Source organism: Clostridium sp. Cult2, assembly GCF_021655075.1.
Classification (GTDB): domain Bacteria; phylum Bacillota; class Clostridia; order Tissierellales; family Tepidimicrobiaceae; genus Schnuerera.
The window spans coordinates 23,339-42,395 of record NZ_PPXX01000054.1 but is presented as its reverse complement, the minus strand read 5'-3'; the positions used below and the strand labels follow the sequence as shown (position 1 = coordinate 42,395).

Here is a 19,057-nt window from a genome sequence, read left to right as displayed (position 1 = left end):
AATGGCTGAAACTAAAAAAATCATGGTTAGTTTACCAAATAGTTTATTAAAAGAGGTGGACTTTATCGTTTCTATGGAAAAGAAAAATAGAAGTGAATTTGTTAAAGAAGCTATGAAATTGTATATTCGTGAAAAAAGGCGAGTGGAAGTTTCTCAAAGACTGAAGGATGGATATGTAGAGATGAGTAAAATTAATTTAGCTCTTGCTGAAATAGGTTTTGAACAAGATATGGTAGAATTAATTGTATACGAAACAAAGCTAACTGGGTGTGAAAAAATGTGAATGTAAAAAGAGGAGATGTTTTTTATGCTGACCTGAGTCCAGTTGTTGGCTCAGAACAAGGGGGAGTAAGACCTGTTCTTGTTATCCAAAATGATATTGGCAACAAGTATAGCCCTACTATTATCGTAGCGGCTATTACTTCTCAAATTAACAAAGCAAAGCTACCTACCCACGTAGAAATCAGTGCTCCTGAGTATGGCCTTCCTAAAGATTCGGTAGTATTGTTAGAGCAGGTTAGAACCATAGATAAAAAGAGACTGAGAGAAAAAATTGGTAGATTTAATGATGAAATGATGGAAAAGGTAGATGATTGTTTAAAAATAAGTTTAGGATTAATAGATTTATAAAAAATAAGCATTAATTAAATATGCTTATTTTTTTAATTTCTTTAAAAGGTTAGCAAATTATAGTATAATCAAATGAAGAAGGAATAGTATTTTAGATGGAAAGTAGGTGTTTCAACTTGGTAGATAAAGAAGATATTATATATACATGCAAATTAAGTAGTGAACTTAGTGAAAAGGAAAAAAGTAGTTTTATAGAAGTGTTCAATACAGTTTTTCATACCAAGTATAATTTAGAATGGTTTAATTGGAAATATTTAGACAATATATATGGGGATTCATACATAGTTTTAGCATATGACGGAGAAGAGCTAATCGGGATTAGAGTTTTTTGGAGAAATGACATAGAAGGCCATTTATCCTACCAACCTTGTGATACCGCTGTTCTAGAAAGATATAGGGGGAAAGGTATCTTTACAAAGTCTAGTTTAATAGCTTTGGAAAATACAAAAGGAGCTTTTATTTATAATTTTCCTAATGAAAATTCTTTACCAGGAAATCTAAAATTAGGTTGGGAAATCAACAAATATTGTTATTTAGAACCTGTATTTAGCAAATCTAAATTAAAAGATGAAACCCATTATATTCATGAAGATTATTTGGTTTGGAGATTTATAAAATCACCAATAAAAAAATATCATTATTACCAAAAAGATAATCAATCCTATTTACTATTTGAAAGGGGAAAAAATATATATTATATTTTAGGAAGATTTAATAGTGAATATAATGAATATTTCATGAAGGCGGATTTTCCCTTATTATTTAAATATACCACTAAAGAGACTGTTATTTATAAAATATTTAAAAACAGAGCAACTATAGTTTCTTTTAATAATGGAATTAAAGGGATAGAAAAAATCCAAATTCCTATATATAAAGGAGATTACTTTTAAACTAGGCTAAATAAGGGGGAAAATAAAAATGAGAAATAATAGAATGAATGGAACCATATTGATTTTAGGCATAGTATTCATAATATTAGGTAGCACCGTTGTTTTTTCAGAACCAGGCTCTGAAAATGATCCTTTAATATCCTTGAGCTATTTAGAGAAGCGAATTGACCAGTTAAAATATTATATAGATGATAAACTATCAAGTGTTGAAGGTAATACTAATTTATCCAATGATTTGGAAGTGGTGGAGATATTAGCTGGACAATCTATTATAGGAGAAAGAGGTACAGAGATTATTTTAAGGGGAGGGAAAGCAGAAATATTAGCTGGTGAATTAGGTGGCTTGTCAGATGTAACTGGTGGAAGGGATTTAAAGATGGGAGAAAATGTTCCTGCAAACCATTTACTTATTGTTCCTAGAGATGATGACAGAGGAGTATATGCTATTACAGATTCCATTTATTTGGTACGAGGTAAATATGAAATTAGATAGTTTTTACGAATAGAGGATGTGAGTCTATGGTTAAAAATTTGGTAAAGAAGGTCCTTAAATACCCTTTAAAATTGACCAACAGCATATATACCTATTTTTATTATAGAAATAGTTCAATGAGAGATAATATTGAAATAGATGCTATGATTAATACAGATGAAAAGGTATTGGTTTTATCACCCCATGTAGATGATGAAACCATAGGTCTTGGAGCTACCTTATTAAAACATAAAAGAGCAGATAATAAAATGGCGTTGGTATACTTAACCGATGGAAGTGGTAGTACAACTGACTTAACTAGTAGCAAATTAATTAATCAAAGAAAAGAAGAAGGGAAAAGGATAAAAGAAGTATATGGATTTGATGCTTTATATTTTTTAGATGAATTAGATGGGCAACTAGATTCTTCCAAAGTAGATTTAATAGAAAAAATTATTAATATATTGGAAGAAGAGAAACCTTCCATTATATATACTCCTTTTATAATTGATGGGCACAAAGATCATGTAGAGACCACAAAAGCTTTAATAAGGGCTTTGAAGGTATGGAATAAAGATTTTGAAAAAATATATATGTATGAAGTAAATTGCCCCATAATCCCCAAATTGGTAAATAGTTTAAGCATAATGGATGAATATTTATATAGTCAAAAAGGGAAAGTATATAATGTTTTTACTTCTCAGTGGGCAATGGGATTTGATGTTTTCAGATTATTAGATAGAAGAAAAAGATTTTTTGTTGAGGATGGGTTTGGGGCAGAAATCTTTGTTAAAGCAAACATTAAAACTTTATTAGAAATAGAAAACATATTAGTAGAGGAAGGATTTAAACCTGAATATTTTAGGCAGTTAAGCAGTGAGTATAACTTGCTCTTATCTTTTGAAACTAATAAAGTCTTGAAGAAAGAATTTAGCCTTAAGCTTAATTCTATATTGTCTAAAGAGTTAACAAAATATAAAATTTGATGATAGGGGCAATAATTTATGTTATAATATTTGGGGTTTTAATTTTGCTTTTAAAGGGAAGGAGGAAGCCCTGAGATAGGGCTATTATGTAATGAAGGTACTTCATTTAATTAGTGGTGGCGATACAGGTGGAGCCAAAACTCATATTATTTCATTGATGAGACAATTAAATAAATTAATAGATGCAAAGGTCATTTGTTTTATTAAAGATACGTTTTTTATAGAAGCTGTAGAAGCAGGAATTAATATTGAAGTATTCCAGCAGAAAAATAGAACAGATATGTCTGTGATTAGTAGGTTAGAAAAGGAAATAAAGAAGGAAGGCTATGATATAATCCATTGTCATGGTGCTAGAGCTAATTTTATCGCTATGTTTTTAAAACATAGGATAAAAAAGCCTATGATAACAACTATACATAGCGATTATAAGCTGGATTTCAAGGATAATTTTTATAAGAAAATAGTATATACTCCTATGAATTCAATAGCTCTAAAAAATTTTGATTATTATATAGCAATTTCAGAAACATTTAAACAGATGTTAGTAAAAAGAGGGTTTAGTGAAGAAAAAATATTTACCGTTTATAATGGTATTGATTTAGAGTCTAAAATTGAATATATTAGCAAAGAAGATTTTTTAAATAGATATAATATTCCTGGAGAAGATAAGATAATAGTTGGTATAATAGCAAGAATAGATTTGGTTAAAGATCATGAAACCTTTATTAAGGCTGCATATAAAGTCCTCCAAAAGAGGAAGGATATTATATTTTTGATTGCAGGAACGGGCAATGATGAGAAGAGGATTAAGTCTTTAGTTAATGAAATGGGGATTAGTGATTATATTTATTTTTTAGGTTTTGTTGATGATCAATATTCATTTTTCAATGCCATAGATATAAATGTATTGACTTCCATTAGTGAAAGTTTTCCCTATGTGATTTTAGAAGGTGCAAGACTTAAAAAGATGACCATTAGTACGGATGTAGGTGGGATTAATCGACTAATTAGAGATGGTTACAATGGATGGTTAATCAAGGTTGGAGATAGTGAAGCTTTAGCAGAAAAACTAGATTACCTTATGGAAAACAAGGAAATGATAAAAACCATGGGGGAAAATTTATTGAATAGTGTTAAGCAAAACTTTTCTTCTAGAAAGATGGCAGAAGAACATTGTAAAATTTATGATTATATTATTCAACATAGGAGGTAGGAAAAGTGAAAATAATTAACGAAAAAGGGAAATTATTCGGGATTATAAACATAATTGATTTAGCTGTAATACTGATAATTGCGTTATTAGCAGTTGGAGGAGTAAAACGTATGAAAAAAAGTCCTGTAGCCATTGCAGAAACCAAAAAGGCTTTGATAACTGTGGAAGTTTCTGATGTGAGAATGGCTACTGTAGATGGTATAGTTATAGGAGATCCATTATATCATTATGATAAAGGTCAATTGCTTGGTGAAATAGTAGATAAGAAAGTAGAACCCTATAAAGAACCTGTTGAGAGTGGAGATGGGAGATGGATTTTAGCAGAAATTCCTGAAAAATATACGGTTATTATGACAGTAGAAGCAGATGTAAAGGAAAATCCAGATGTAGTAATAGCTGGTGGAGAGCAAATCCGAATTGGAGCTCAATTTAGGCTTAAAAATAGAAATGTAGCAGTTATGAGTACTATACTTGGGGTTGAAGTAGAATAAAGGAACTAGGAGTGGTTCTATGTATAATAGTGTAATAGTAGGATTTTTGGTAAAAATTTGGCATATTTTAGAGAAAGGTTATGAACATAGTCTTTTAAAGAAATTTAATGATAAATTGATAAAAGGAGCAAAGCTTTTATCTATTGGTTCTCTCACTATAAGTTTATTTACATCTAGCAGTAGCCTGATAGAGGAAAGTTTGCTTTATAAGTTATATTGTTTCATTATTGATATAATTGTAAAAGTCTTTAGGGAATTAAGAAGAAGGATAAAAAAAGTAAACCATGGAAGTTTAATCTATACTACTATTTATAATCTCTTTTATGATGAAATTCAATTGCAAAGTACTTTTTATATATTTTTCATTGCCTTTGGCATAGGCATTATAGGGAATAATCTAGTTAGGGGATATTATTCAGGAAGATCCTACTTAATCTCTATAGCTTTGATATCTATCTCCCTAATAGGTTTAAAGGTAAAAGAGGATTATAAAAGTATTTTAGAAGGAAGCTATATTTTCAAGTTGGTAAAAAGCATATTTACTATTGATGAGGGAGTGGAACAGTGGTGGTAGAATGTATAAAGAAAAAGGAAATAATTCTCCCAATAGGATTAGGTATAATATTTTCTTTAATATATCATAGATTGCCTTTAAGTTATTTTGCTATTACATTATTAGGCTTAATAGGAATTGTGTTGATATTATATAATATTAAAATTGGAATATATGCAGGTGTATTTATATTTCCTTTTATGCCAGACATTTTAAATATATTATTTATGATTTTTATGGTAGGGGTATATCTATATAAGGTATTATTTAAGGAAACAAACCCTTTAACCAAACAACCAATAGATATGCCTATAATATTTTATGTAATAATAATAATAATCTCAACTATTACATCTATTGACCCAACTGGTAGTTTTAGAGATTTAGCCATTCATCTTACATCTATAGGGTTTTTATTTGTAATAGTAAATAATATAAAGACTAAAAAGGATTTTAATATCCTTATAGTTTTTTTAATTATTTCAGCTACTTTGATTGCAGTTTATGGGTTCTATCAATTTAAAGTTGGTGTAGAAATAGAGGATAAATGGGTAGATGCTGCAAATAACCCAGATGTAAAAACTAGAATTTATTCCGTCTTTGGGAATCCAAATATATTCGCAGAATATTTGATAATGATGATACCTATATCTATATCATTATTTTGGCATTCTAAAAGAATTCATAAAAAGGCTATCTTTTTAATTTCTAGTTTGATTCTAATATTAGCATTGGTATTAACCCTATCTAGAGGAGGTTGGGTTGGATTTGCCTTTGGAATATTTATATTCGTATTATTAATGGAAAAGAGGTTGCTTTTATCTATTATTCCACTAGTATTAGGGGGCGTATATTTTTTACCTCAATCCATTTTAAATAGAATAACGAGTATTGTAAACTTTGCTGATTCATCCAATACTTATAGGATAAAAATGTGGAGAATAACTTTAGATATTATTCGAGACCATTGGCTTGTAGGTGTGGGATTCGGACATCTTCCTTTTAAGGCAACCTTTGAGACCTATATAAGAACAATGCCTACTTATCATGCTCATAATACCTATTTAGAAACAATGGCTGAAACGGGAATATTAGGATTTATAATTTTTGTAATCTTTTTATTTGTATTATTCAAATATTCAATAAAGAAATTGGTAAAAGGAAAAGATAGCTATATTAAAACTATGGCAATAGGTGTTATATCAGGCTTGGCTGCTGTACTAGCCCATGGAGCAGTGGAAAATATATTATATATACCTAGAATAATAACTACTTTCTGGATTTTGGTTGCTCTTTTATTATCGTTAATACGAATTTCAGATGAGCTATCGGAAGTTAGTTAAAAAGGAGAATATTTATGGCTTCAAAGAAAAGGATTCTTATTTCTGGATATTATGGTTTTGATAATAGTGGTGATGATGCTATATTAAAAGCCATTGTGAAGGATATTAAAGAGAATAACAACTCCATAGAAATTACGGTTTTATCCAACAATCCCACTTTTACGGAAAAGGTGTACAATATAAAAGCTGTAAATAGGTTTAAAATTAAAAAAGTAATCAAATCAATTAAAGAGTGCCATCTATTTATTAGTGGAGGAGGGAGCCTTTTACAGGATATTACCAGTACTCGTTCTTTGTTATATTATTTAACTTTAATGAAATTGGCAAAAAAGTTTGGAAAACCTATAATGGTGTATGCAAATGGTATAGGACCAATAGATAGAAAACTGAATAGATTTTTGACTAGAAAAACACTAAACAAGGTTGATTTAATTACTTTAAGGGATGAAGATTCTAAAATCTTTTTGGAAAATTTGGGAGTTGAAAATAGTAATATTTTTGTGACTGCTGACCCTGTATTTACTCTAGAGCCGAGTGAAGATAAGATAATTGATGAAATACTTAATAAAGAAAATGTTCCATGGGATAAACCTTTAGTAGGTGTTTCCGTTAGGAACTGGATTAATGAAGAAAATTTAATCCCTAATGTAGCTAAAGCCATAGATTATGTTATTGAAAATTATAAGGTTAATGTAGTTTTAATTCCAATGCATTATCCAGAAGATTTATCCATTAGCAATAGGATTCTAGAAAGAGTTACTAGTCAAAACTGTTATATTATTTCTAACAAATATAATGTAGAAGACATTATGGGTATAATTAAAAGATTAGAGATAATAGTTGCCATGAGGTTACACTCTCTAATATATGCAGCTACCCAGAATGTTCCTATGGTAGGAATTGTCTATGATCCTAAGATTGAAGGATTTTTGAAATCCATAAATATGGGGAATATGTGTCCTGTTGAAGATGTAAAAGACACTCGACTTATTGCCAATATTGATTATGTATGGCAATATAGACAAGATTTAAAAAAAGAGTTAAAAGAGTTGGATATAAAAATGAGGGAAGAAGCATTAAAAAATGTCCACATGGCATTAGGCCTTTTAGAAGAGTAGGTGATATTTTGGAAAACATAAATATCTTTGGAATAAAAATAGATAATGTAACCTTAGATGAAGCAACAGCAATTGTGGATAAATTTTTAGTTGAAGATAGATTAAGGACCATATGTACACCAAATACAGAAATAGTAATGACAGCTAAAGATGACAAGGATTTAAAAAGCATAATAAATAATAGTGATTTAGTAATTCCTGATGGAATAGGGCTTATTTATGGTTCTAGGATTCGAAAAAGGCCTCTAAAAGAAAGGGTTACAGGCTTTGACCTTTCAATAAAATTATTAGAAATTGCTAATAATAATGGTTATAGATTGTTTTTATTAGGAGGCAAAGAAGGTGTAGCTAAAAAAGCAGGAGAAAATATAATGGAAGAATATCCAAATGTTAAATTGGCAGGTTTTCATCATGGATATTTTAAAGGTAGTCATGTAGGATATGAAAATCATGAGGAAGAACTAAATTTAATACATAAGATAAATGAAGTAAAGCCAGATATTATATTTGTTGGACTGGGTTTCCCAAAGCAAGAGGTTTGGATAGCTAAAAACAAAAATAGGCTTAAGGGTAAGGTGATAATTGGCAATGGAGGGACAATGGATATATTATCTGGAGAATCAAAAAGGGCACCAGAAATATTTCAAAAACTTGGATTAGAATGGTTATATAGACTAGTGAAGGAACCTTCACGTATAAAAAGACAGATGGTATTACCTAAGTTTATATTATATGTGTTGTTTTCTAAAGATATAATCCAATAAAGCAGGAGGATTTTATGGCAAAGGAAAAATGGTACAAGACAGCATTATCCCTAATAGGACTAGGTACAGGTGTATTTTTATTAGCAATTGGTTTAACCTTCTTTTTAGAGCCAAATACTATTGCTCCAGGAGGGGTTACTGGCTTTGCTATAGTATTTAAAAAGATTACAGGTATACCTGTTTATATAACAAATTTAGCTATAAACATACCTTTGTTTATAATTGGAATAATTATTTTAGGTAAAAATTTTGGATGGAAGACTTTATATGCAACAGCCCTACTTTCTTTATTTTTAAAGATAATTCCCATCCAAGCAGTTACTCCAGATTTACTCTTATCCTCTATTTTTGGAGGACTTGTATCAGGAATAGGTTTAGGTATTGTCTTTAAATGTGGCGGAACTACTGGTGGTACAGATTTGGCAGGCTCAATACTCAATAAAATTTTTCCTACATTAAGTCTGTCAACTTTTATGATGGCTATAGATGTAGTAGTGGTTGCCTTTGCTGGCATGGTGGATAAAAAGGTTGAAACATCTCTTTATTCAGTAATATCTTTATTTATTACAGTTAAAGTAATAGATTTAATATTAGAAGGAATTGGTTATTTGAAAGGCTTTATTATTATAACAGACAATCCTGAAGAAATTAGTGAAAAAATCATGAAAGATTTAGATAGGGGAGTTACTCTGTTTAAAGGAAAAGGTATGTATACTAAAAAGGAGAAGGATGTACTCCTTTGTGTGGTAAACAGGTCTCAGTTTTCTAGGACTAAGGATATAGTCTATGAAATTGATAAGGATGCTTTTATCATGGTTACAGAAATGTCTGAAGTATTAGGAGAGGGGTTTGAAGAAATTAAAAGTCAGTAGGAGGTATAGAAATGGACGATTATAAGGATTTAGAAATTGTTGCAAATAATATGAGAATTAATATAATAAACATGCTTAAGGAAGCAAAATCAGGGCATCCTGGCGGTTCTTTATCAGCATGTGAGATACTAGCAGCTCTATATTTTAGGGAAATGAAAGTAGACCCTAAAAATCCAGATTGGGAAGATAGGGATAGATTTGTTTTATCTAAAGGTCATGCTGCCCCAGTGCTCTATGCAGCTTTAGCTGAAAAAGGTTATTTTCCTAAAGAAGAGTTGATGAAATTAAGAAAGATAAACTCTATGTTACAGGGACATCCTGATATGAAAGGAACTCCAGGTGTAGATATGACTACTGGTTCCTTGGGACAAGGAATTGCAGCTGCCAATGGTATGGCATTAGCTGGAAAGCTAGATAATAAGGATTATAGGGTATATGTTCTAATTGGTGATGGAGAATCTCAAGAAGGAATTGTTTGGGAAGCAGCTATGTTAGCAGGCCATTATAAATTAGATAATATTACAGTATTTTTAGACCATAACGGGTTACAAATTGATGGGACCAACCTAGAAGTTATGAATATTAATCCTATAGATGAAAAATTTAAATCTTTTGGATGGCATGTAATTGAAGCAGATGGTCATTCCTTTAAAGAAATATTTAAAGCCTTAGATGAGGCAAAAAACACAAAAGGGAAACCGTCAATTATTATTGCAAAAACCATAAAAGGTAAAGGAGTATCATTCATGGAAGACCAAGCAGGTTGGCATGGGAAAGCACCATCGGAAGAAGAAGCAGTAAAAGCAATAGATGAACTAGGAGGTGGCATAAATGACTAATATGATAGCTACTAGAGAGGCTTATGGAGAAGCTTTGAAGGAGTTAGGTGGTGTAAATAAAGATATTGTCGTATTGGATGCAGATCTATCAGGTTCAACAAAAACTGCAGTTTTTAAAAAAGCCTACCCTGAAAGGTTTATCAATGTAGGAATAGCAGAACAAAATTTGATTGCTACAGCTGCAGGATTAGCAGCAGCTGGCAAAATTCCATTTGCTAGCACCTTTGCTGTATTTGCTACAGGGAGAGCCTTTGAGATAACAAGAAATTCTGTATGTTATCCAAAATTAAATGTTAAAATAGCAGCTACTCATGCAGGCCTATCCGTTGGAGAAGACGGTGCCACTCACCAAGCTCTTGAAGATATGAGTATCATGAGAAGTCTCCCTAATATGGTGGTTTTAAATCCAGCAGATGCTGTAGAAGCAAAGCAATGTATATATAAAGCAGCAGAATATAATGGTCCTGTATATATTAGATTGGGAAGAAGTAAAGTACCTGTAATATTTGATAAAAATTATAAATTTGAAATAGGTAAAGGAATAGAATTAAGAGAAGGAAAAGATGTAACCATAATAGCCACTGGGATAATGGTTGAAAAAGCGTTGACTGCAGCTGAAGAGTTAGATAAAGAAGGTATTTCAGCTAGGATTATTAATATTTCTACTATTAAGCCAATAGATAAGGATATAATAATTAAAGCAGCAATTGAAACTAAGGGAATAGTTACTGTGGAAGAACATAGTATAATCGGAGGATTAGGTAGTGCAGTAGCAGAAGTGTTGGTTGAAAATAGACCTACATATATGGAGAGAATAGGGACTAAAGATACCTTTGGAGAATCAGGAGATGGAGATATTTTATTAGAAAAACATGGCTTAAGTGTAAAAAATATTATGGAAAAGGCAAAAAAAATATTATCAAAATAATCAGCAATAGAAAATAGTACCATATCATATTTTGGTACTATTTTTTTATATTAACAACATAAAGTTATACCTCCTAGAATAGGATAATATAAGAGAGTCCTATATAGGGAGGGATGGATTTGAAAAAAAGTTTTATAGCTATTGGGATAATAATATTGATACTATTAATCCTTTTTGCTCCAAAAATATTAAGTAAGGGTGATAAGAAGGTGAAATACAAAACATTAGAGTCATCTGAAATTCCAGAAAAAATAAGAGAGATACTTCCCAAATATTTAACCGAAGAGAGAGCTTTAACCTGTAGGTTAAACGACGAAATATATGTACTAGTGACTAGAGGTGAAAAACAAACAGGGGGATACTCTGTAAATGTAGATAAAATAGTCATAGAACAAAGGGCTAAGGATGATTTTGATTTAATAGTCTATGCAAAGTTTAAAGACCCAGATACTAACGATATCGTAGCTCAAGGTTTTTCTTATCCTTTTACAATAGTAAAAACAAACCTAAGTAAAATGCCAGAAAGTATTAAATTGGAAGTAGAGTATGGAGAGTAGCATGGCTGATTATACTATAATCTGTAAGGGCGCCCCTTTGGCGTCTTCTGTTTTTTATTTACATTTGGAAACAAAATTAAATTAAAGAATATACTAAAGATAGAAACCACATATTAATATTTATAATATATACTAACTTGAACTGGGTATATATAAAATTAATGGGGGGTGAAGTTGATGGAGAAATATTTAGTTCCTTTAGAAAAACTTAAGAAAAAGTGTAATCCAAATTTATTTGAATATAATACTACTGAGGATTTACCTACCTCAAGAGAGTTAATCGGACAAGACAGGGCTATGGAAGCATTGAAATATGGGCTTTCTATCCGCAGGAAAGGGTATAATATTTATGTTTCCGGGTTAACAGGAACAGGTAGAAATAGTTATTCTTATTTGGTAGCTAAAGAATTTGCAGATAAAAGACAAACTCCAAAAGATTGGTGTTATGTTTTTAATTTCAAAAGACCTAAATTTCCCAAAGCTATAAGTATGGACAGTGGGCAGGGAAAGATATTTAAAAAAGATGTAGAAAAGGTTATTAAAGACATAGGAATAGAAATACCACAAACTTTAACCTCAAAGGAATATGAAAATAATAAAAACTTAATATATACTACTTATCAGAATAGGGCACAAAAAATATTAAATGAACTAAATGATTTAGCTAAACAATATAGTTTTATATTTAGACAAACTGAAAGGGGAATATTGAGTATACCCTTAAAAGAAGGAAAACCTATGACTGATCAAGAGTTAGACAATTTATCACAAGAAGAAATAGAAGAGCTAATGAAAACATCAGGGGAATTAAATCAAAAAGCTTTTGATTATGTAAAAAGGGTAAAGAATGTAGAAAATGATTTAATTAGAGAAATAAAAAATCTAAAAGAGAAGAATGTTCTTCATGTTTTGAACAACTATATGGATATTATTATAGAAAAATATGATGGCAATGATGCTATCTGTGAATATTTAAATGATATGAAAGCTGATATAGTAAGGAATTATGATATGTTTATGAAAGAAGATGAAAAAAACTATTTAGAAGGTATCTTTTTTGCAAGAGATAGAAAAGAAGATTTTATGAAAAGGTATCAAGTCAATCTTTTTATGGATAATGGTGGGAAGTCTAGTGCACCTGTAATTAGAGAAATGAATCCAACCTATTATAATTTATTTGGCAAGATAGAATATGTCAATGAATATGGAGGGCTTAAAACGGACCATATGAAGATTAGACCAGGTTCTTTACATGAAGCCAATGGGGGCTACATCATTATACAAGCAAAGGATATATTGCAAAGCAGTCAAGCTTGGGAAGGCCTTAAAAGGGCTATAACTACTGAAGAAATTAAAGTAGAGAATATTACAGGGTTAAATGTAATATCAGAAACTTTACGCCCAGAACCCATACCTTTGGATATAAAAGTAATAATAATAGGAGATTATTTTGTATATCAATTATTATATAATTATGATGATGATTTTAGGAAACTATTTAAAATAAGAGCGGATTTTGATATAGAAATGGATAAAAATGAAGAGAATATTAGAAAAATAGGTTCTTTTGTAGCTTATCAATGTAAAGAGGAAAATTTGAAGCCTTTTGATAAGGAAGCCTTAGCAGCTATTATTGAACGAAGTAGTCGTATAGCAGAAAATCAAAATAAACTGACAGCAAAGTTTAATGAATTGGTAGAAATAATATATGAAGCTGATTTGTGGGCAGATTTGAAAAATAGAGATGTGGTGACTAAAGAAGATGTAGATATTGCAATAGTTAAGAAAAACTTTAGAAATAATACCTACGAAGAAAAGTTAATAGAATTAATCGAAAAAGATGTAATAATGATAGATACGGAAGGAGAAAAGGTTGGAGAGATTAATGGATTATCTGTTATAGATTCAGGTCAATATGTATTTGGAAGACCTAGTAAAATAACTGTAAATACCTTTGTAGGCAAGGAAGGTATAATCAATATAGAAAGAGAAGTAGAACAATCTGGGAGTATATACGATAAAGGTGTTCTTATATTAGGTGGTTATTTAGGGGAAAAGTATGCCAAGGATTTTCCTCTATCCTTAACAGCTAGTATTACCTTTGAACAATCCTACAGCGGAATAGATGGAGATAGTGCTTCAAGTACTGAATTATATGCTCTATTATCCAATTTAGCGGATAAACCAATCAAACAGGCTATTGCAGTTACAGGTTCTGTCAACCAAAAGGGAATAATTCAGCCCATAGGTGGAGTAAATGAAAAAATCGAAGGCTTTTATAAAATATGTAAGTTAAAGGGCTTAACAGGAAATGAAGGAGTAATTATACCTTATCAAAATATTGAAAACTTAATGTTAGATGATGAGATAATAGAAGCAATACAATCAGGAAAGTTCAATATATTTGGTGTTAAAACAGTGGATGAAGGCATAGAAATATTAACTGGAATAAAATCAGGGAAATTAAATGATAAAAATGAATTTGAAGAAGGGACTATCAATTATTTTGTTCAAAAGAAACTTAAATATTATTCTGATATAAGCAAAGAATATGAATAAAAACCAACCTTTCTATTTTTAGAAAGGTTTTTCTTTTATAGTATAATAAAACATGATAGAATATAATGTATTGCAATGTTTTATTATATATAGGGGGGGTGTTGTTAATAGAAAAGAAATTTAGCTATATTAAATATTTTGTTCTGCTTATTGTATCTATTATTATATGGAAAATAATAGACAACCCTAATTTTGTGGAGACAATTAGGAATATTATGAAACCCTTTATATGGGCTTTTATAATTGCTTTTTTCCTTAATACAATATTAAGTGCTTTGGAAAGGAATTTCAAATTAAAAAGATGGATAAATATATTAATAGTTTATTTAATTTTTTATGGAACTATTGTATTGTTTTTTACAATAATTACACCAAAAGTAATAGATAATATTAAGAATATAGGTAAAGAACTTCCTTATTATGCAAAAAAAACTCAGGAATGGCTTTCTAAAACTCCAGGCTATTTAATGGAAAATGATAAATATGGAATTTTTGATTACATAAAATCTAGTGTAGATGAACTATTCCTTAGATTAGGAAGTAGTATGAGTTCTATAGTCAATAAAACTATTACCCAAGTAATTTCTATAACTTCCTTTCTTGTTAATTTTGTACTGGGTTCAATAATCTCTATTTATATGCTAAAGGATAAGGAATATTTTGCAAAAAGTTTAGGCAGATTGACCTATTCTATTTTCCCAGTAAATAGAGCAGAATCAATAATAGAATTTTCCAAAGAAATAAAGGAAGCTTTTTCAAAATTTTTTGTTGGAAAATTACTAGATTCTTTGATTATTGGAGTTCTATGTTTTGCTGGATGTTTAATAATGAATGTAAGATATGCGCTTCTAATTAGTTTAATAGTTGGGGTTACCAATATGATACCTTATTTTGGGCCATTTATTGGGATGATACCAGCTGCAATAATTACAGTCTTTTATAGCCCTTTTAAAGCCTTATGGGTTGTTATATTTATATTTTTACTTCAGCAATTTGATGGATTATATTTAGGACCTAAGATATTAGGCATACAAGTAGGGCTAAAACCATTTTGGATTATACTTTCAATTCTTGTTGGTGGTGGATTTTTTGGAATATGGGGAATGTTATTTGCTGTACCAATAGCAGCTGTAATAAGGACGGTTTTAGGGAAATATATAGTTAAACAACATAAACAAAAAGGAATATCTTTGGATAAATAAAGTAGAGGCAGACCTATGTGTCTGCCCTATTCTGTAGCATAATTATCAAAATAACCTTGTATAAGTACTATGGGGGTTCCTTTGTCACCACTACCACTGGTCAAATCACATAGACTTCCTAATAAATCCGTTAATCTTCTAGGAGTTGTACCTAAAGATTCTTCATTAGCCCTTAGGTCCTCATTCTTACTGCTTATCTTTTCTTTAATGGCTTCTATTGCTGCTTCTCCATCTAGATTTTTTAATTCTGTATCTGCTAGATATTTTAACTTGATTTCATTAGGAGTTCCTTCTAAACCAGATGTATAACCAGGGGATACGATTGGATCAGCAAGTTCCCAAATTTTTCCTACAGGATCTTTAAATGCACCATCTCCATATACCATTACTTCCACTAATTTACCTGTTCGTTCTTTTATCCTTTTTTGTATTTCATTTACATAGTACTGGCTATCCCGAGGGAATAGCTTAATTTCAGTTTCTGTTGCTAGATTAGAACCTAATAGACCATAATCTGGATTATACCCCTTGTTGTTTATTGGTTTTGTTAGCAAATCATCTAATCCAATTACCCTATTTGCACCAGCTTCTCTCAATATTTGTTTTGTTCTTTTTCTATCATGAATATTTGCTACTAAAACATCTTTAGTATAATTTAAAACTATAGTAGGATCATTAGAAAGATATATTTCAACTTTATTATTAACAGTTAAATCCTTATACAGTTTTACATAATCTATTCCAGTAAATGGATGCAAAACATTATCTCCAAATAATTTTCTATATTCCTTTTCTGTTAAAGTATCCGTATAGGGATTTATATTGAGTTTATACATCTCATCTATATCCATCAATTTATTTCCTACTTCATCAGAAGGATAATTTAACAATAAATATATTTTTTTACCAGTTAAAGCTATACCCTTTAGAATAATGGAAAATCTATTCCTACTGAGTATAGGAAATATAATCCCTATATCTGCTGGAAATTTATTATCAATATCTTGGGCAATATCTTCAGCTGTAGCATAGTTTCCTTGTGCTCTTGCAACTAATGATTCTGTGATTCCGATTATATCTTTATCGTTAAGATAAAAATTTTCATGTTCCGAGGCTTTTAATACGGAGTCCACAACAATATTTATTAAATCATCTCCTTTTTTAACTATAGGAGCTCTTATGCCTCTTACGGTAGTACCCACAGTTCTTATCATTCAAATTCCTCCTAAAATATAATTTACACCACCAATATATATTATAACATCTTTCTTTATTATTAATTGAGTTAATTAGCATTATTCTCCAGAACAATTAATTATTCTTTCCTCTGTAATGATACAGTCCACAGGTATATCATACATACCTTTAGGAACCTGTGGAGTAATTTGTATTTCAAAACAAATACCTATTTTAAACATTTCTCTATTTATGCTAAAGAATCTATCATAATAACCTCCTCCATAACCTACACGATAACCTTCAGGACTAAAAGCAAGTCCAGGTACTAATACTATATCGACTAGTTTTGGAGAAGTCTCTCTAATATATTCATTTTTTGGACTTAAAATATTGTAATACCCCATTTCTAGTTCCTTATCAAAATCCATTATTTCAGAAACTATTAATTGTCTTCCCTTTGGAATAGTAATAGGTACTCCTACTCTTTTTCCAAGTGAAAGGGATTTTTTAATTATATCATGGGTATCAACTTCATCTTTAAAACTAACGAAAGAAAAAATAAAATCAGATTTTCTATATCTTTCTAAACTAAATAGTTTATTTTGAATGGTATTAGATTTTTCTATTATATCTTCATGGGAAAGATTAGCTCTTTTTTTAAACATTTCTTTTCTTAATACTTTTTTATCCAAAATTACCACCCTTTACTGTTTATTTATTGTCCAACTTATATTATAATATATTATTAAAGTGAATGTGTAAAATAAGATTAAAAAACTTGTTAGAAAAAGAGGATTTCTGGATTTTTAATAGAATCATATATTAATTATGTTATAATCATATTATGAGATATGAAAGATTCCTTATACATAGAGGTGAAAATTTTTGATAAAGTTCATTAATATAGGCAAAGAATATAAAAATGGTGTAAGAGCATTATCTAATATAAATCTATCCATTTCCAAGGGAGAATTCGTTTTTTTAGTGGGACCTAGTGGAGCTGGGAAATCCACTTTAATTAAACTTATATTAAAAGAAGAAAATCCTACTGAAGGGAAAATATATCTGAATAATAAGGATATTACCAAAGTAAAGAACAGGAAGATTCCTTTTATTAGAAGGAATGTAGGAGTAGTATTTCAGGATTTTCGACTACTACCAAATAAAACTGTATATGAAAATGTAGCTTTTGCTATGGAAATCATTGGAGCTCACCCAAAAGACATAAGAAGGAATGTTCCAATGGTCTTAAGTATGGTAGATTTAAGCAAAAAAGCCCATTGTTATCCTGATGAACTTTCTGGTGGAGAACATCAGCGGGTTGCTATTTCCAGGGCTATAGTAAACAGTCCACCAATTTTAATAGCGGACGAGCCTACAGGCAATTTAGACCCTGATACATCTTGGGATATAATGAAAGTACTTAGAGATATAAATAGACGAGGAACTACCGTACTTATGGCAACTCATGCCAAGGATATAGTAGATGTAATGAAAAAAAGAGTTATTGCCATTGAAGGAGGCAGGATTATAAGAGACGAAGAGAAGGGTGTGTATGAGCATGAGCTTTCGAATCCTTAAGAATATTATTAAACAGGGTTTCCAAGGAATGTGGAGAAATAGAGGGATGGGATTAGCTTCCGTTAGCTCTATAACTGCAGTGTTAGTAATACTTGGCCTTGTATTAATTATGATATTGAGTATAAATAATGTGGTAATTGATACAAAGAATAAATTTGATGAAGTAGAAATATTTTTGGAAGATGATATAACTGATGAACAATTAAATAGAGTTGAAAATGAAGCTAAGAGTATTCAGGGAGTTCTATCGGTAATATATCAATCCAAAGAGCAAGCTTTGGAGATTATGAAAGAACAATGGGAGGATGAAGCCTATCTTTTAGAAGGTTTGGAAACAAACCCTTTACCTAATACTATTATTGTTCAATTAAAAGATATTGAATATGCTGACTCGGTAGTGGACAAGATAGAAGGTCTTCAAGGGGTAGAAAAGATAAAATATAATAAGGACATTATAGAAAAGTTAATCCTTTTTGCAAATTATGTAAGAGGTGGTGGATTAATCATAACAGGCATACTAGTATTTGTTTCAATATTTATTATATCAAATACTATAAAAATCACTGTAACTGCTAGAAGAAGAGAAATAGATATTATGAAATACGTAGGAGCCACTAATGGATATATTCGAGGACCCTTTATAATAGAAGGTTTACTCTTTGGTCTCATAGGAGCAATTATATCTATTTTAGTTGTTAATTATGGTTATGGGTATTTCTTTAATAAGGCAAGCGATAAATTATATGTATTATTTACAGTATACTTGGTACCACCTAAAGTATTAATTAAAGATGTTTCAATTATATTTATTGCAATGGGAGCAGGTATAGGGGCTTTAGGAAGTCTTGTTTCTTTAAAGAGATTTTTAAATTCATGA

21 protein-coding genes are annotated in these 19,057 nt (G+C 30.2%); 19 read left to right on the top strand and 2 right to left on the bottom strand.

The genetic code is table 11. The features are described 5' to 3' along the window. Window position 1: 1 nt before the first annotated feature. The 17 genes from C3E90_RS06255 (at window position 2) to C3E90_RS06175 (ending at window position 15,420) form a co-directional block, all read left to right on the top strand. Window positions 2–283 (top strand): CopG family ribbon-helix-helix protein, encoded by a 282-nt coding sequence (locus C3E90_RS06255; protein ID WP_236914804.1) that lies wholly within the window; start codon window positions 2–4, stop codon window positions 281–283. Next, window positions 280–630, top strand: coding sequence for a type II toxin-antitoxin system PemK/MazF family toxin (locus C3E90_RS06250; protein WP_005587027.1), 351 nt, complete (start codon window positions 280–282; stop codon window positions 628–630). Before C3E90_RS06255 ends, C3E90_RS06250 begins: the two co-directional genes overlap by 4 nt. A 116-nt stretch (window positions 631–746) precedes the next feature. Beyond that, a complete protein-coding gene (locus C3E90_RS06245) occupies window positions 747–1,523 on the top strand; it encodes a GNAT family N-acetyltransferase (protein WP_236914803.1) in 777 nt (258 codons plus the stop codon). 28 nt (window positions 1,524–1,551) lie between these two features. Beyond that, a complete protein-coding gene (locus tag C3E90_RS06240; protein WP_236914802.1) occupies window positions 1,552–2,016 on the top strand; it encodes a hypothetical protein in 465 nt (154 codons plus the stop codon). A 26-nt stretch (window positions 2,017–2,042) separates the two neighbouring features. Continuing rightward, on the top strand, window positions 2,043–2,981 hold the full coding sequence (locus C3E90_RS06235; RefSeq protein ID WP_236914801.1) for a PIG-L deacetylase family protein: 939 nt from the start codon (window positions 2,043–2,045) through the stop codon (window positions 2,979–2,981). Between the two features lie 91 nt (window positions 2,982–3,072). Beyond that, a complete protein-coding gene (locus C3E90_RS06230) occupies window positions 3,073–4,194 on the top strand; it encodes a glycosyltransferase family 4 protein (RefSeq protein WP_236914800.1) in 1,122 nt (373 codons plus the stop codon). 5 nt (window positions 4,195–4,199) lie between these two features. Further along, a complete protein-coding gene (locus tag C3E90_RS06225) occupies window positions 4,200–4,685 on the top strand; it encodes a DUF4330 domain-containing protein (protein ID WP_236914799.1) in 486 nt (161 codons plus the stop codon). Between the two features lie 19 nt (window positions 4,686–4,704). Beyond that, entirely contained in the window at window positions 4,705–5,259 is a 555-nt protein-coding gene (locus C3E90_RS06220; protein ID WP_236914798.1) for a hypothetical protein, read from the top strand. Beyond that, complete coding sequence (locus tag C3E90_RS13485) at window positions 5,250–6,581, top strand: O-antigen ligase family protein (protein WP_236914797.1); 1,332 nt, start codon at window positions 5,250–5,252, stop codon at window positions 6,579–6,581. The genes C3E90_RS06220 and C3E90_RS13485 overlap by 10 nt, the downstream gene beginning before the upstream one ends. Before the next feature lie 14 nt (window positions 6,582–6,595). Continuing rightward, window positions 6,596–7,699 carry a polysaccharide pyruvyl transferase CsaB gene (gene csaB, locus C3E90_RS06210; protein ID WP_236914796.1) on the top strand — a complete coding sequence of 368 codons (1,104 nt, stop codon included), beginning with the start codon at window positions 6,596–6,598 and terminating at the stop codon, window positions 7,697–7,699. 8 nt (window positions 7,700–7,707) lie between these two features. Next, window positions 7,708–8,463, top strand: a complete 756-nt coding sequence (locus tag C3E90_RS06205; RefSeq protein WP_236914795.1) for a WecB/TagA/CpsF family glycosyltransferase — start codon at window positions 7,708–7,710, stop codon at window positions 8,461–8,463. Between the two features lie 14 nt (window positions 8,464–8,477). Further along, window positions 8,478–9,335: a YitT family protein gene (locus C3E90_RS06200; protein WP_236914794.1), complete on the top strand. Its 858-nt coding sequence runs from the start codon at window positions 8,478–8,480 to the stop codon at window positions 9,333–9,335. 11 nt (window positions 9,336–9,346) lie between these two features. Beyond that, window positions 9,347–10,174 (top strand): transketolase, encoded by an 828-nt coding sequence (locus tag C3E90_RS06195; protein WP_236914793.1) that lies wholly within the window; start codon window positions 9,347–9,349, stop codon window positions 10,172–10,174. After that, window positions 10,167–11,102, top strand: a complete 936-nt coding sequence (locus tag C3E90_RS06190; RefSeq protein ID WP_236914792.1) for a transketolase family protein — start codon at window positions 10,167–10,169, stop codon at window positions 11,100–11,102. Before C3E90_RS06195 ends, C3E90_RS06190 begins: the two co-directional genes overlap by 8 nt. A 119-nt stretch (window positions 11,103–11,221) precedes the next feature. Further along, complete coding sequence (locus tag C3E90_RS06185; protein WP_236914791.1) at window positions 11,222–11,659, top strand: protease complex subunit PrcB family protein; 438 nt, start codon at window positions 11,222–11,224, stop codon at window positions 11,657–11,659. A gap of 177 nt (window positions 11,660–11,836) precedes the next feature. Beyond that, window positions 11,837–14,218: a Lon protease family protein gene (locus tag C3E90_RS06180; protein WP_236914790.1), complete on the top strand. Its 2,382-nt coding sequence runs from the start codon at window positions 11,837–11,839 to the stop codon at window positions 14,216–14,218. Between the two features lie 101 nt (window positions 14,219–14,319). After that, window positions 14,320–15,420 carry an AI-2E family transporter gene (locus C3E90_RS06175; protein WP_236914789.1) on the top strand — a complete coding sequence of 367 codons (1,101 nt, stop codon included), beginning with the start codon at window positions 14,320–14,322 and terminating at the stop codon, window positions 15,418–15,420. Between the two features lie 26 nt (window positions 15,421–15,446). Here the strand turns inward: C3E90_RS06175 and C3E90_RS06170 are convergent, their stop codons facing one another. Together C3E90_RS06170 and C3E90_RS06165 are read right to left on the bottom strand one after the other, a co-directional pair. Continuing rightward, window positions 15,447–16,634 (bottom strand): coenzyme F420-0:L-glutamate ligase, encoded by a 1,188-nt coding sequence (locus C3E90_RS06170; protein WP_236914788.1) that lies wholly within the window; start codon window positions 16,632–16,634, stop codon window positions 15,447–15,449. Between the two features lie 81 nt (window positions 16,635–16,715). After that, window positions 16,716–17,291 carry a 5-formyltetrahydrofolate cyclo-ligase gene (locus C3E90_RS06165; protein WP_236914787.1) on the bottom strand — a complete coding sequence of 192 codons (576 nt, stop codon included), beginning with the start codon at window positions 17,289–17,291 and terminating at the stop codon, window positions 16,716–16,718. Between the two features lie 193 nt (window positions 17,292–17,484). Between C3E90_RS06165 and ftsE the strand changes: the two genes are divergently transcribed. Both ftsE and ftsX read left to right on the top strand, forming a co-directional pair. Then, entirely contained in the window at window positions 17,485–18,180 is a 696-nt protein-coding gene (ftsE, locus tag C3E90_RS06160; protein ID WP_236914786.1) for a cell division ATP-binding protein FtsE, read from the top strand. Then, window positions 18,161–19,057, top strand: a complete 897-nt coding sequence (gene ftsX / locus C3E90_RS06155; protein ID WP_236914785.1) for a permease-like cell division protein FtsX — start codon at window positions 18,161–18,163, stop codon at window positions 19,055–19,057. The genes ftsE and ftsX overlap by 20 nt, the downstream gene beginning before the upstream one ends.

Bases quoted from the DNA above. Each gene is read 5' to 3' on its own strand.
- C3E90_RS06255 (WP_236914804.1), top strand. From the start codon at position 2: ATGGCTGAAACTAAAAAAATCATGGTTAGTTTACCAAATAGTTTATTA.
- C3E90_RS06240 (WP_236914802.1), top strand. From the start codon at position 1,552: ATGAGAAATAATAGAATGAATGGAACCATATTGATTTTAGGCATAGTA.
- C3E90_RS06235 (WP_236914801.1), top strand. From the start codon at position 2,043: ATGGTTAAAAATTTGGTAAAGAAGGTCCTTAAATACCCTTTAAAATTG.
- C3E90_RS06230 (WP_236914800.1), top strand. From the start codon at position 3,073: ATGAAGGTACTTCATTTAATTAGTGGTGGCGATACAGGTGGAGCCAAA.
- C3E90_RS06220 (WP_236914798.1), top strand. From the start codon at position 4,705: ATGTATAATAGTGTAATAGTAGGATTTTTGGTAAAAATTTGGCATATT.
- csaB (WP_236914796.1), top strand. From the start codon at position 6,596: ATGGCTTCAAAGAAAAGGATTCTTATTTCTGGATATTATGGTTTTGAT.
- C3E90_RS06200 (WP_236914794.1), top strand. From the start codon at position 8,478: ATGGCAAAGGAAAAATGGTACAAGACAGCATTATCCCTAATAGGACTA.
- C3E90_RS06195 (WP_236914793.1), top strand. From the start codon at position 9,347: ATGGACGATTATAAGGATTTAGAAATTGTTGCAAATAATATGAGAATT.
- C3E90_RS06190 (WP_236914792.1), top strand. From the start codon at position 10,167: ATGACTAATATGATAGCTACTAGAGAGGCTTATGGAGAAGCTTTGAAG.
- C3E90_RS06180 (WP_236914790.1), top strand. From the start codon at position 11,837: ATGGAGAAATATTTAGTTCCTTTAGAAAAACTTAAGAAAAAGTGTAAT.
- C3E90_RS06170 (WP_236914788.1), bottom strand. From the start codon at position 16,634: ATGATAAGAACTGTGGGTACTACCGTAAGAGGCATAAGAGCTCCTATA.
- ftsX (WP_236914785.1), top strand. From the start codon at position 18,161: ATGAGCTTTCGAATCCTTAAGAATATTATTAAACAGGGTTTCCAAGGA.